This is a genomic window from Desulfoluna butyratoxydans (assembly GCF_900699765.1).
GTDB lineage: Bacteria > Desulfobacterota > Desulfobacteria > Desulfobacterales > Desulfolunaceae > Desulfoluna > Desulfoluna butyratoxydans.
Genome location: NZ_CAADHO010000007.1, coordinates 41,052 through 53,949, shown reverse-complemented (window position 1 = coordinate 53,949; position 12,898 = coordinate 41,052). Strand labels below are relative to the sequence as shown.

At 55.2% G+C, this 12,898-nt stretch carries 16 protein-coding genes; 12 read left to right on the top strand and 4 right to left on the bottom strand.

Annotation, left to right across the window (positions count from 1 at the left end):
• Positions 1–188: 188 nt before the first annotated feature.
• The 3 genes from MSL71_RS18265 to MSL71_RS18255 all read right to left on the bottom strand — a co-directional run bounded on the left by MSL71_RS18265 (position 189) and on the right by MSL71_RS18255 (position 3,167).
• On the bottom strand, positions 189–1,265 hold the full coding sequence (locus MSL71_RS18265) for a WD40 repeat domain-containing protein (protein WP_180143143.1): 1,077 nt from the start codon (positions 1,263–1,265) through the stop codon (positions 189–191).
• A 78-nt stretch (positions 1,266–1,343) separates the two neighbouring features.
• A complete protein-coding gene (locus tag MSL71_RS18260; RefSeq protein ID WP_180143141.1) occupies positions 1,344–2,522 on the bottom strand; it encodes a lysozyme inhibitor LprI family protein in 1,179 nt (392 codons plus the stop codon).
• A gap of 360 nt (positions 2,523–2,882) precedes the next feature.
• A complete protein-coding gene (locus tag MSL71_RS18255) occupies positions 2,883–3,167 on the bottom strand; it encodes a hypothetical protein (protein WP_180143139.1) in 285 nt (94 codons plus the stop codon).
• 917 nt (positions 3,168–4,084) lie between these two features.
• Between MSL71_RS18255 and MSL71_RS18250 the strand changes: the two genes are divergently transcribed.
• Positions 4,085–4,819 carry an ion transporter gene (locus MSL71_RS18250; RefSeq protein WP_180143137.1) on the top strand — a complete coding sequence of 245 codons (735 nt, stop codon included), beginning with the start codon at positions 4,085–4,087 and terminating at the stop codon, positions 4,817–4,819.
• A 171-nt stretch (positions 4,820–4,990) separates the two neighbouring features.
• Here MSL71_RS18250 and MSL71_RS18245 read toward each other — a convergent pair whose 3' ends face one another.
• Positions 4,991–5,761 (bottom strand): LexA family transcriptional regulator, encoded by a 771-nt coding sequence (locus tag MSL71_RS18245; protein WP_180143135.1) that lies wholly within the window; start codon positions 5,759–5,761, stop codon positions 4,991–4,993.
• A 449-nt stretch (positions 5,762–6,210) separates the two neighbouring features.
• Between MSL71_RS18245 and MSL71_RS18240 the strand changes: the two genes are divergently transcribed.
• From MSL71_RS18240 to MSL71_RS18190, 11 genes are all read left to right on the top strand, one after another.
• Positions 6,211–6,819 carry a DUF3164 family protein gene (locus MSL71_RS18240; RefSeq protein ID WP_180143133.1) on the top strand — a complete coding sequence of 203 codons (609 nt, stop codon included), beginning with the start codon at positions 6,211–6,213 and terminating at the stop codon, positions 6,817–6,819.
• 81 nt (positions 6,820–6,900) lie between these two features.
• Entirely contained in the window at positions 6,901–7,335 is a 435-nt protein-coding gene (locus tag MSL71_RS18235; protein ID WP_180143131.1) for a Mor transcription activator family protein, read from the top strand.
• A 155-nt stretch (positions 7,336–7,490) separates the two neighbouring features.
• Entirely contained in the window at positions 7,491–7,937 is a 447-nt protein-coding gene (locus tag MSL71_RS18230) for a DUF5675 family protein (RefSeq protein ID WP_180143128.1), read from the top strand.
• Entirely contained in the window at positions 7,930–8,568 is a 639-nt protein-coding gene (locus tag MSL71_RS18225) for a hypothetical protein (protein WP_180143126.1), read from the top strand. Before MSL71_RS18230 ends, MSL71_RS18225 begins: the two co-directional genes overlap by 8 nt.
• A 4-nt stretch (positions 8,569–8,572) precedes the next feature.
• Positions 8,573–8,785 (top strand): TraR/DksA family transcriptional regulator, encoded by a 213-nt coding sequence (locus MSL71_RS18220; protein ID WP_180143124.1) that lies wholly within the window; start codon positions 8,573–8,575, stop codon positions 8,783–8,785.
• Positions 8,782–9,129 (top strand): DUF2730 family protein, encoded by a 348-nt coding sequence (locus tag MSL71_RS18215; protein ID WP_180143122.1) that lies wholly within the window; start codon positions 8,782–8,784, stop codon positions 9,127–9,129. The genes MSL71_RS18220 and MSL71_RS18215 overlap by 4 nt, the downstream gene beginning before the upstream one ends.
• Before the next feature lie 433 nt (positions 9,130–9,562).
• Positions 9,563–9,922 (top strand): hypothetical protein, encoded by a 360-nt coding sequence (locus tag MSL71_RS18210; protein ID WP_180143120.1) that lies wholly within the window; start codon positions 9,563–9,565, stop codon positions 9,920–9,922.
• 66 nt (positions 9,923–9,988) lie between these two features.
• Positions 9,989–10,501, top strand: a complete 513-nt coding sequence (locus tag MSL71_RS18205) for a hypothetical protein (RefSeq protein ID WP_180143118.1) — start codon at positions 9,989–9,991, stop codon at positions 10,499–10,501.
• A complete protein-coding gene (locus MSL71_RS18200) occupies positions 10,502–10,708 on the top strand; it encodes a hypothetical protein (protein WP_092215598.1) in 207 nt (68 codons plus the stop codon).
• A gap of 9 nt (positions 10,709–10,717) precedes the next feature.
• Positions 10,718–12,409, top strand: coding sequence for a DUF2586 domain-containing protein (locus MSL71_RS18195; protein ID WP_180143116.1), 1,692 nt, complete (start codon positions 10,718–10,720; stop codon positions 12,407–12,409).
• Positions 12,409–12,837 carry a hypothetical protein gene (locus MSL71_RS18190; protein ID WP_180143114.1) on the top strand — a complete coding sequence of 143 codons (429 nt, stop codon included), beginning with the start codon at positions 12,409–12,411 and terminating at the stop codon, positions 12,835–12,837. The genes MSL71_RS18195 and MSL71_RS18190 overlap by 1 nt, the downstream gene beginning before the upstream one ends.
• The last annotated feature ends 61 nt before the right edge of the window (positions 12,838–12,898 follow it).

Here is a 12,898-nt window from a genome sequence, read left to right as displayed (position 1 = left end):
ACACCCGAAACAACACCTGCCAGGGTCTCCAAAACCCGCTCCAAAATATCACGGTTCTCTTCTGGGCATTTCAGTGCATGGTTGTATAATCCCCCAGAGCATCCGGAAATATCTTTTTTTGTCTGTATGTAAAAATGCTGATGGCCCCTCCGGCCTATGCCTCGCAAAGACGGCCTGTCCCATCGTCTTTAGTTGCCTGACGCAAAACGCGAAACGTCAACAAGATGATTTGTTTTCCCGGAGGCAACCATCAGGGTGTGCATGGAAGGAAAGAGCAGTGGAACGCAGTGTGATGCGACACGTTTAAAAACAAGCCTGTTGCTTCCCTTGTCCAAGTCTATCAACTCACCGTGGCTATATCCTTGTCCCCATTTATCTTTAGAGCCCATCAGGATAATTGAGTTCGGCCGCCCTAAGGGAACGGCGGAATAGGCATGCTTGATACCCGACACGAAATGATATTCTCTCTCAAGGCCCGGGACACGCCAGCTGTCGATCTGGCCTTTTTGTGTCACGGTATAGAGTTTGTCGCATGTATCGTTAAATGTAACGCTGATGATCCAGTTCCCTTTTTCATAGGGTTGTATGGCCCCCTGTTTCACAAGAACAGGTTTATCGCCCTGACGCGTCACTTCCCAGACATCAATACCACCCGCCGAAGAGCCCACGGAGAGCCAGCGCCTGTCAGAACTCAAAGCCATTGATGTAGCAGAGGCCTCGAATTTATAAATATCGTCATAAATACCCCATCGGGTGTCAAATATCTTTACGCGGCCTGAGCCGCATGCAAATACGACCTTATAATCTATAGTTTCCTCATAGATTATTGACGCTTTACGCGCATCGGCAATTGTGGTTACCAAAGACCCTGTCTTGAGATCCCAAACTCTCGTTGCATCGTCAAAATAAGAATTTGTAAAGCCCATGGCACCGTCATCTGAGATGGCGATGTTGCTCACCCGCATGTCATGTGCCTTGAAGTTTTGAGGTGCTTTCATTCCGCTGGTATCATGCCACTCAACCATTCCGTTTTCATACCCCACACCCAGCATTCCGCACGTGGGGTTGTAGGCAAGCGCTTTAACCGAAGAGCCTTTATCATACTGCAACCCTTCGAGGTATGTCCGCAGATCGGATTTCACGGTTTCTGGTTTGACTTTCGGGGTTTCCGGAGCCTTTGATTTTACGAACTGAGGGACCAGCAGGATGCAGAGGGTAACAAGCAGGACGGCCAACAATCCCTTTTTTTGATTTTCATTCATCATATATTTTTCTTTCAGCTTACGCTTAAATGATCCATCGTTTCCACTGAAACACCGTGCTTTCAGTGGATAGCGGCCACATCAATACGAGAAATCAGCCCGAAGCATATTTTTCTCTTTATACTCATAATCAAATGCTTCCGGGAGCATGCCTTGATACACGGATCGATCAATTGCTTCCACGTGATATACAGGTGTATCTTCGCGGATCCCCGTTACTGTGGAGGCTCCGGAATCACAGCAGATAAGAACACCGCTTACCCTGACGTCGCTCTGATTATAAAAAGTCCAGTTAATCGATGTCTGGCTCTCAAGAACCAAAAAAACCGGGCCCTCGTCGGGTAAGTATACATGGACATTATTGTTATAGTCGGTGGTGGTTTCACCTGAAATGTGAACGGACCTGGCTGAATTACTTAACGCTTTTTCAAAAAATACCTGGAGGTCGCCTTTGCTGGATGCACCGGGATAGTTCACCACCGCTGCGTTAAAATTTGCTCTGTACCCATGGTTTTTGTACTCAATTCGCAGACGATGCGCTCCGGTTTCAAGGGGAATGGACAGGCTCCCATTGGAATCCAGCCCGTTGGGTATGGACACATCATCCAAAAAAAAGGCAGCCATACCGTGTGTTGTCGAAGCGAACGATATGGGCAGGCGGCATGCCTCCTGGGCGTCAATGTTCGCCTCCCAAACGGCCTCAAAGCTGCTGGCAGGAATTTTACAAAAAACGTCATTCTCATAATTAATGGAAGGATGCGTGACCATTTCGGAACTCACATGGTCCGTCCCGTTAAAATACATGGCTGAAAAGGTGCTGACTTTGTAAGGCCGTGGCAAATTCAAGAGAGGCGGGTCCAATGGTTTGCTGGTATCGGAAGAAGCGCTAAGGCTGACGTCCCCCGATTTTTTGAATCGCTGAAGCTCTTTGTTCAAATATGACAAACGCGATAGAGTTGATTGCGTGGCAAGGTTAAGATCAATGAAAAAACGTCCCTCATGATCTATAGAGCACGTCGCATTTCTCTCTTTCATCCATTGGATCTGTTCTTTATTTAGCTGTCTTTTCTGATCATCGGTCAGAAAGGAAATCAATTCACCATACGTTTCATTGAGCCGGGTATCTACGGCCAGATAATTTTTGGTGAGACAATAGACGCCATCAAAATCATTTGTTGGGTTGTCACAGTTTCCCGCCAAGACAAGCGAGGGCAGGAGAATAAAAGCCGTCAAAATAGCAAGCCGAAGTGTTTTCATCATATCCTACTTTTCAAAGTTAAACATCACTCAACATCCTCAAACTATAAACAACCTTACCCACCATTTTTCAAACATAGCGTATAGAACAAAGAGCAAAAAGTATATCTATATTATTCAACACTAAGAAACTCTACCCCCCCAAAAAAAACAAAGCAAAGGAGCCAGGCAAACAGCAAAAACCAGATAGCCGGGCCGTGTTATTTGTACGTGTGGACATACCGAGTATCCCCCGGCTCGGTGAAGCCGGCGACCTGCTGCTTCAGCCACCCCCAGAAACCTGCGATCCTTTACCTGAAGAGGCCAATACGGCCCATCCCCCTGACTCCGCCTGGCCACCGGCCTGTTCGATGCGTTTGGGCCCTATCTCCCCCTCATCCTCTCCTGCTCTTCCTTATAGATTGCCGCCATCCGATCGATCTTGGCATACTGACGGGCCAGGAGGTCCTCGGTGATGGTTCGGATGCCCCATTTCTTGAAATCGATCTGAAGGCCGTTGCCCCCGGGCGCTTCCGCGGCATCCAGCTCCGCATAAAAGGATCCGACGGACCTCAGCAGGCGGTGAATGTCCTTGATGGAGTCGCACAATTCTGAAATTTCGGTACCCTCAAACATCCCCGGGGAAGAGTCCATATCGGTTAAAGCCATGACAACCTCCTTTTATTCTGGTGAGAGGAAAACAGACACGGCCCGCATCTTCAGGCTGTTGCAGAGACCATCCCCTGATCCCCTCATCACGATCCGCCGTCATCGCGCATCCGTGGCGTCTTGCTCGTTCACGCCCCCGAAGGAAGGCAAACCAACGCGCGACAAATGTTTTTTTATAAGGAATAGCCGCCCCTCAACGAGGGAACAGGCTTGCCCTGAAAAAGGAAAAAGGGAAAACACCTCTTCGGTGAGAACATGAGGAAAAAGACGCAGCACCGCTGCCACCAACGCAGATCGAATACGCGCAGAATTCCGAAGAGGCGTCTTCCCCCGCCGTCAGTCAGAAATGCACGTGTTCACTGGCCATTTGAATCGGCAATTGTGAAGGTAAAAGGTGCGCGATGTGATGCGCATAAAGGAAAATACGACTTGAAATGGATCGGGGGGTGGTGTAAAAAACCGCTTAGCCATGACGACCTCCACGTAAGGTTGTTCTGGTCAGGCCTGGCAGGATGTTCCAGCATCCTGTCGGGTCGCTTCTTGATTCCCACAATAACTAGTTATTACGACTCACCATAATTTCATCCCGCCTGCGTGTCAATAGTTTTTTTAACGTAATAGTCTGTATTTATTCATTTCAACAACAATGGAAACAACATCCACTGCCCCGGATGCCTGCCGAAACCTTTCGCCCTCCACCGGCTCGCCCGAAGGGTGAGAAAATCAAACAGCAAACGCTGATTTACATTTTGCATTTTCACATCACTGAATCATACCCCACACAAAACCATAGTCACTCTTCATTTAGTTGTTGCCCCTGCCCATTATCTTTCATAAAACAACAAAGATAAATAATTCACCGTCAGACAAAGACCCAATCAGTAAAATCATGTCTTGAAATCTTACAGAGGAAAAGAATGAAGCCACAGCAGATCGCTCCGGTGGAAAGCAGCACCGAAACACACAAGCAGGATGCCCCGTCCGTATCCCTGTTTATAACCCTTCTTATCCTTTACTCAGTTGTCTGTTTTTCCATTGAAACCATACCGGACTTATCGGCGGGTATGCGTCGGTTTTTATGGTATTCCGAGGTATGTGTCGTAGGCATTTTCACCATCGAATACCTCTGGAGAATCTACACCGCCGAGAATCGCCTGAAATTCATTTTCAGCTTTTACGGTATTGTGGATTTCCTGGCGATTTTCCCCTTTTATATTGCTCCGGCCGTGGACCTTCGAACATTGAGGATTTTGAGACTTCTCCGGCTGACCAGGCTCTTGAAACTGGCTCGATACAACAGCGCTCTCCTGCGGTTCAGCAAGGCCATTGCCCTGGCCAAGGAAGAGCTGCTGATTTTCACCGTGGGCAGCATGGTCATGCTTTACCTTGCAGCGGTGGGTGTCTACCACTTTGAGCATCAGGCACAGCCCGAGGTGTTCCGCTCAATCTTTGACTGCCTCTGGTGGGCAGTGGCAACCCTTACGACGGTGGGTTACGGAGATATTTACCCCATCACCACGGGTGGACGGATGTTTACCTTTGTTGTTCTGATGCTGGGCCTGGGACTGGTTGCCGTGCCAACCGGTATTGTTTCGTCCGCGCTTTCAGCAATCCGACAGGAGCAGGAATCAAAGGGGTCGGGAAAAAGGTAAACCCGCTACCGGGAAGCACAGTCACTGAACGTCAGCCCATGGGGGCAGGGATTGGCGGGAAAAGAAGGTAGGAAAACCGTTTTTACAGACTGTAATAGACTCGTTTTTAAGCGGCTCCGGGGAGTTTCCCGGAGCCGCTTTTTTGTTTTCCAATGCCCAAGGCATGGCCGTTTAGATGGGATACATGCGATCACCCCAGATCACCTGGCCGATGATACGCAGGGCCTTGGCATCGGCTTCGTATGCGGGATACTGGGGGTTCTTGGAGATGACGCGGACACGGCCCCCGGGGATACGCTCCAGCTCTTTTATTATGATGGTGTCCTCCAGGCCCAGGGCGTAAATGCAGTTGTTTTTAATGTGCCTGCGGCCCAGGTCTATCATGACAGTGGCCCCGTTTCGGATCTCGGGCTCCATGGATTCGCCGGAAACACGCATCAGGATAAGCTTTTTCACCGATGTGGCGACGTTGGCAATGAAGGCCTTGCGGAAGGCATAGTAATCCCTGATCCGCTCGCTGGCCATGAAGGAGCCCCCCCCTGCCGACAGCTGGGCCTCAACCATGGGGATGTAGTCGTAGTGATCCACCTCGGGTGCTTCAAGGACGGGGACCTTCAGCTCCCCGTTCTCATCCTCTTCAATACGGCCTTCCTGGCGAACGCACGGCGGCTTGACCTGCTGTGACTCCTCTTCAGGCTGATGGCATGCACTCCCATCCTTACCGTCCCTGCCAATATATTTCGGCCCCACGCCATCCCTTATCCATTTGGGGTTAAGGTCATGGCTGTCACAGAGAGTCAGGAGCCAGGGGGCAGGAATCCCCTCTTTCTTCTTTTGATTCGAAATAGATTGAACAGAAACATTCAGCAAATCCGCAAGCTCTCTTTGCGAGCTTAAACCTGTGGCTTCCATGATTCTATCAATGGCCTTTACCGAATCCATAGCGCCTCCAAACCGGTTGCAACCGTTTAAACTTAAGATGCAATGGCACGCTCAAAAATAAACCTGAAGTGTAACCAGCAATTATTATTCATTATGTACATACCGGGGCCTTAAGTACACCAAAAATTAAACTTCATCATCAAAAATACACTTGACGTGAACAGATTTGTGGGCGATAAATCAACCCACGGTGTACACAACCCAGCGACTTGCACAATCATACATTTCATGTGTAGGTCAAATTGTAACCGAATCAAAGAGACACTAACACAAAAGTGTATTCCGTAACAACGGCCAAGCTGGTGGAAGATCCAATTCGACCACCATGGAATCAAACGATGAGTGTGAACTGGCCGCTGTACAGACAAAAGGCGCTCCCAGAGATTGCCGCCGCCCGAAAGGCCCCGGACCGGGCCGAAGACCTAATTGATCAATGGAGGTGAAGAGTGATGCAGGTACCTGAAGGATACATGAAGGACATGAAAGGCCACCTGGTCCCCATGGAGCAGGTAGAGGAACTGGACCTGATGCGGGACGACCTGGTCAAAGAGATCGTTGAGAGAGCCAAGGCCACCCAGAAGGTCCTGGCCGACTTCAAGGGCAGGGCCATGGCGGACACGGCGGCCTTTGTCCAGCTCTCCGGTGAGAAGTACGGGGTAAAAATCGGCGGTAAAAAAGGAAACGTCACCCTTCACTCCTTTGACGGACGATACCGGGTCGAACGAGCCATGGCCGACTACATCGTCTTTGACGAGCGCCTCCAGGTGGCCAAGGAGCTCATTGACGAGTGCATCCACGAATGGACGGACGGAAGCCGAAGCGAGGTAAAAGCCCTTGTGGACCACGCCTTTAAAACAGACTCCGAAGGCAAGGTAAGCACCTCCCGCGTCCTGGGCCTTCGCCAGCTGAAGATTGAACACCCCAAATGGAAAAAAGCCATGGAGGCCATCACGGACAGCATGAAAGTGGCCGACACAAAACCCTATTTGCGGGTGTATGAGCGGGACGAAGAGACCGAAGCCTACAAGCCTGTGGCACTGGCCCTGGCGGCGGTGTAGCGGATAGGCGAAAAAAACACGTACGGGAGATCGCAGGACGGGATGACCTGCCCTTGCATGACAGCAGAATACGGAGGAGAGATGAAACGAAACGCCGAACAATCAAAACTGTTTGACCCCAATACCATGGATGCAAAGCAGGTACTGAGCGGGCTGGACCCGTCGGTGAGGGATGACCAGCGCCTGTGGCCCACCCTCCTGGCCGAACTGGTGGATGTGGTGGATGATCATTTCCAGGACTGGGCCAAAATGGAGCCGGAGGAGGCCCTGGAGTGGTCCCAAAACGTCATCGTGGTCATTGCCCACTACCTGGGCGGACGCAACGTCTACCTTCCCAGGGACGATAAGTTAAAACGGGCCATCCGGGATGCCATGATCTTCCGGCTCTTTGACGGATGCAACCAGCGTGAGCTTTCCCGAAAGACCGGGTTAACCACGGCACAGATTTACAACATCATCAGCAAGCAGCGGTCCCTGCGAAAAGATCGAGACCAGCATAAGCGGTCCTTTGATTAGATGGGTGTACCGGCCTGCCCGGGCCGCCCACCAGGGCCAACGCATTGAACCATTCAGTTGCCCCCGGCGGCCAGGTGGGGGCACCTGGGAGCCTGTCAAAATACGTTAAAACCCTTTAAACCCACCCCCTGTTTTTTCTGTGTTTTTATACCTGCATGGAAAAAACACTCACCCTATACCTCACCCGATTACGCCAATCCGACCAGGGCACCGAAGGCATCCTGACGGTCCCCGAGCTTGGCTTTGCCTGCTTCACCCTGGAGCTGCCCTGGCGGGAGAATCGACCCAACGTGTCGTGCATCCCGCCCGGGACCTACCCCATGGCATGGCGGGTCACGCCCAGGCGTGCCACCTACCACATCCGCCAGGTTCCCCACCGCACGTATATCCTCGTTCACTCCGGCAATTACGCCGGGGACATCCGCAAGGGCCTCAAGACCCATGTGGAGGGATGCGTGCTGCTGGGAAGGCGCATGGGCTGGCTCAACGGCCAGCGGGCCGTCCTGGTGTCACGGGCCACGGTGAGGCAATTCAACAACCTGATGGCGGGCCGGGACGCCCGGATCACCATCATCGACCCCTGGGAAAACAACCATGCTTGAAGGAACCCTTTTGACAACCCTTTTCGGCGGACTGACCGGCCTTATCGGCACCGTCTGGTCCTCGTACAACCAACGCAAAATCAAGGCCCTGGAGATGGACGACCGGGACAGACAGCGGGCACACGACGTGGCCATGGTCGAGGCAGAGAGCGAAGCCATGATGGCCGAGGCCGAAGCCAACATCAGGGTCACCCGCACCCGGGTGGCAGGAGAGATTGAAGTGGCCGAAGTGGCGGCCTTTACCGAGAGCCAGAAAGCAGGTCAGGTGCGCATCTTTGACAGCGGCTACATGGACCGGCTCCTGGACATGACAGGCTGGGCAAAATGCCTCACCGTGCCCTTCGGGGTGCTCCTGGCCCTGTTCTTCGGACTGGCCGATGCCTTTAAATCCATGGCCCGGCCCGGGATAACCGCCTACCTCCTGGGCGTCTCCACCTGGATCACGGCAAAGGCGTGGCAGCTCCTGGAAGCGGTAAACGGCCCCGCCCTGACCCCGGCCATGGCCGGAGGCATCCTCTCGGACACCATCAACATTGTGCTGTACCTCACGGTGACAGCGGTCACCTGGTGGTTCGGAGACCGCATGGCGTCCAAGGGCCTTGCAGGCAACCTGAAGCTGGGGAGGGCGTAAGGCAATGGATATCTGTGACAAAGCAAACGATTACGCCGACCACCTGAACCGCAACGCCATAGCCAACCAGCTTGCAATGGTCCGGTCCCCCGCCGCCGAATCCCTCACCGAATGCGTGGATTGCGGTGAACCTATCCCCATGAAACGGCGCCAGGCCATGCCGGGCTGCGTGCGATGCGTCTCCTGCGAATCCCGGCATGAAAGGAAGAAAAGGTGAGCACACAACCGACGGACTATTCAGCCCTGCGGTTCTGGTTTGACGCGGGCCAGTACGGCCTCACCCTCGCCATCGGGGCGTACGTGTGGCTCGGCAGCCGATTCAACGCCAAGACCCGGGAAGTCAAAGGGGTCCATCAGGAGGTGTCGGTCATTGCCGAGCGTGTCACCAAATTGGAGACAAACATGGCCCATGCCCTCTCCCACGAAGACCTGGCAGCAGTCTACGACCGCATCAACGACGTGGCCGAAGAGGTCGCCGGGCTCTCAGGGAAAATGGACGGCGTCAAAGGGACCGTTGAAATGATCCAGGAATACCTCCTGAACGATGGATGCAAACGATGAACCGATTCTCATAACTTAAAAAAGGCCTCCGGCACCCCGCCGGGGGCCACGCTTTTACCTCATTTATAAGAAGCGGGTTTGAGGACGCCTTCGGCGCTCGCTTCCAGGCCTGGCAAACAAAAAGCCCCCCTGCTCTCCGCGCATTTCACCACATCACCCCAAAATTCCGGTTCCCCGACCATGGTGCACAGAGTGCACCCGACCAACACTCACGGGCGCAGCCCGTCAGCACATGTGACGCACCAGAGGAACGAAGGTGCGGAGCATGTGCGCACCTGGGGTCAAGGGACATAGCCCCTTGCCGCCGGAGCCATGCATTAAGAGTAAAACGCTTGAAACCCATGCCCCCGGCCACCCGTGGGATAGTACAGGCGTCAACAACGAAGGAGCACGACATGAAACGAATCAACATTTCCGAGAAGGAGGCATAGCCATGGCCTGGTGCACACAGGAAGACCTGACCCTGTACGTTTTGCAAGCTTACCTGTCGGTGGCTGAAGAAAAAAGCCCCGGGATCATGAATCGTGCCGTGGATGCAGTGAATGGGGAGATCGACGAGGCCCTTCTTGCAGGCGGGTATGCGGCCTCCGGCGCTTCGGCCACCCTCTGTCGCATTGCGGCGGCCCTTTCGGCCTGGCGAACCGTGGCGGCGGTGACAACCCTGGTGACGTCCGAGGCCGACACCGACAACGAATGGCTGCCCCTTCTCCACGAGCGCAACCGGGCGGAGTCCGATCTTGCTGCCATCCGCGAGGGCAAGCTTGATCCCTTCCCCAAGGCGCAAAGCAGCTAAGGAGGATGTTCAGGTGATGGAAGCACTCAACACCTTTGACAAAACAAGGCACAGCATGGAGGTGGCATGAGACAGCAGGCGGAAACATGGATCAGGGAAGTGGCGGTTCAGTGCGGGCTCAGCGCAGACAGCGTGATGGCCAAGCCGAACAAGCCGTCCCCCATCGATCCCAAAAAGCGCATTGAGCTTGAGTACCTGGCAGAAACCTTCATGTACGCCCCCCGGCCCCTTGCCAAGTGGACGCTGCCGGAAGGGACCCATCAGCGTGTCCGCAACCGGGTCTACACGGGCCGGCTCCCCGTGCGAGTCGAGGTGATCTCAGACGATGAGTCATGGCTGGACGCATTTGTCAACGCGTTCATCGTCACCCTGCCCCCCAAACGGGCAGACGCAGACAACAACCTTGTACAGATTCGCGTGGAAAAGGCCACGCGAGATGGCTTTACCGGCAACAGGACGGAGGTGTTCGTGAGGCGGAGCAACAGCCTTCACCTCACCTTTGAGTGGATGCTCTGTAAAGAGACCGACCTGCCCTTGATCCGCAAGGTGCAGTTCACCCCCAAAACCAAGGAGGCTTAAATGGCCAAAAAACAACAGACAAAGGCAAAGGAAGAGGAGCTGGACCTGGCGGCGCTGGCAGACAAAAGCGCCCTGCCGTCCTGGGAGCTTGCAGGACTGATGCAGGCCGCAGGCTGGGCTCCCGGCAAACAGATTACCGAAACCGCGTTTAACGACGCATTGAAACGATTCCGCAACCGCCCCCTGGGCGGTGGCCGAATCGTGTAAGGAGCGATTATGGGCGACGTATTGGAATTTTTGGTGGACGGGGCCAGCGGCCTTGCTCCCGGCGGGGTATCGGGCACGGCCATTGTGACCGGTGTCTGCTCCAAGGGCACCGTGGGCAAGGCATACCTGCTCGGCAAGCACTCGGACCTCGAAGGTCTCCTGGGTGTCGGCCCCCTGGTGGACACCCTCAAGGACGTATTTGCAACAGGGGGCCAGGAGCCTGTGGTCATCGCCGTGCCTGTTGAAGGCCTCTCCGGCGGGTACATCGGCAGCGTGCGCCACACGGGCACAGGACCTTCCGCAACGGCAACGGGTTCTCCCGCAGGCAACCTGGACGCGGTGCTGAAGATCAAAACCGCCGGTTCCCTGGGCACGGCCACAAGCGAGCTCTCCCTGGACGGCGGCAAGACCTTCGCCTCGGCGGAAGCCACCCCGGCCAACGGCCAGGTCACCCTGGGGGACTCCGGGGCCACCCTGGTCCTTACGGATGAAGAACAAAAAGAGGGCGACACCTACAGCGTCACCGTGCGCACCCCCATCGGCCCTGTGGAGAAAGTCGGCACCGGCCCGGACATCGATGTGGCCGGCACGGTAAAGGCAGCCGGTGAGCTGGTCCTGAAGATCGTCAAGGCCGGTGGCCGGAACCAGGGCACCTACCAGCTCTCCCTGGACGGCGGTGACTCCTGGGATGTCGAACGCACCCTCCCCGCCGACGGCCTGATTGCCGCCGGTTCCACGGGAGTTACCATCACGGTTCCCGCCTCGAACATGACCGTCGGCACGGTGTACACCTGCCGCCTGGCTCCCCCTGTGCCCAGCATCAGCGGGGTGATGGCGGCCCTTGAGAAACCCCTGGAGCGCTATGACGTGGAGTTCGTTCTCATCGTGGGCCCCTCGGACAGCAGCGATTGGGCGGCAGCCGGTGCCAAGGCCGATGCCTTGTGGAACCTCCACCGCCCCACCTACTTCAAGATGGCCTACCGCCTGCCCCAGGACGGAGAAACCGTGGATGACTGGACCGCGGCCTGCAAGGCCGAGCTGGACAGCTACGCCCACCGGTTTGTTCAGGTGTGCGCGGCCTACGGCGAGGTGTCGGACCCCTCGGGCAAGCGCCTGATGCGCAACTGGGCCGGGCTCCAGGCAGGTCGGGTGCTCTCCATTCCGGTATGCCGGGCCACGGGCCGCGTCAAAGACGGTGGCATCTCCCAGGGGACCCTGGACGAGGACTTCAACGAAGCCCACCAGAAGATCCTGGAAAAGGCAGGCGCCCTGACGGCCAAGCGTTATGCGGGCCTCTCCTCCGCCTACTGGGGGGACTCCAGGACCCTGGCCGATCCCACCAGCGACTTCCAGTACGAAGAGGTGGTGCGAACTGTTTTCAAAGCGATTCGGCTCTCCCGCATGGCAGCCCTCAAGAGCATGTACGACGAAGCCGGGGACCCCACCCTGGCTGACAACGGAGGCAGCGGCCTCAACTATCTGAAAGCCTGCATCGAAGGGGCCCACGGCACCATGATCGCAGCAAGACCCCAGGAGCTGGCCGCCTCCAAGGTGGAGATCCCCGCCGGCCAGGACATCGTTAACAACGGGGTTGCCGTTGAGTTTACCCTCATCGGCCTGCCCATTATCCGAGAGATCCGACTCTTTGCCCAGTACGTGTACGCGGGCAGCCGTCAGGATCCGAGACTGGAGGTGGCCTAATGCCCATCAACGGAAACACCTATGACTGGGAATCGGTAACCATTGATCTTAACGGCACGACGGCAATCGATATCGAAGAGATCAGCTACAACGACAGCCGGGAAATCGATCTCGTCTACGGCAAAGGCAGTATTTCCACGAAATACGGACGCAAGAACTACAGCGCTTCAGGGTCCATGAGCCTTCTCAGGGAGGAGTTTCAACGCCTTCGCAAGAAGCTGGGCGGCAGCGTCTACAAGGGTGAACCCTTTCCCATCAGCGTGAGCTACGGCGACGAGGGCATGGACACCGTCACCGACACCCTGCCCAAGGTGAAAATCACCAAGCAGGACACCAGCGCCAAGCAGGACGAGTCAGCCACCGGCAAGGTGAAACTCGACTTCAAGATCCTCTCCCCCATCAAGTGGGGAGGAGATGCGGCCCTTTAACCCCAACCGCCCCATGCCCTTGCATGGGGCGAACCGGTAACGATTCAGCCCATGTCTGCCT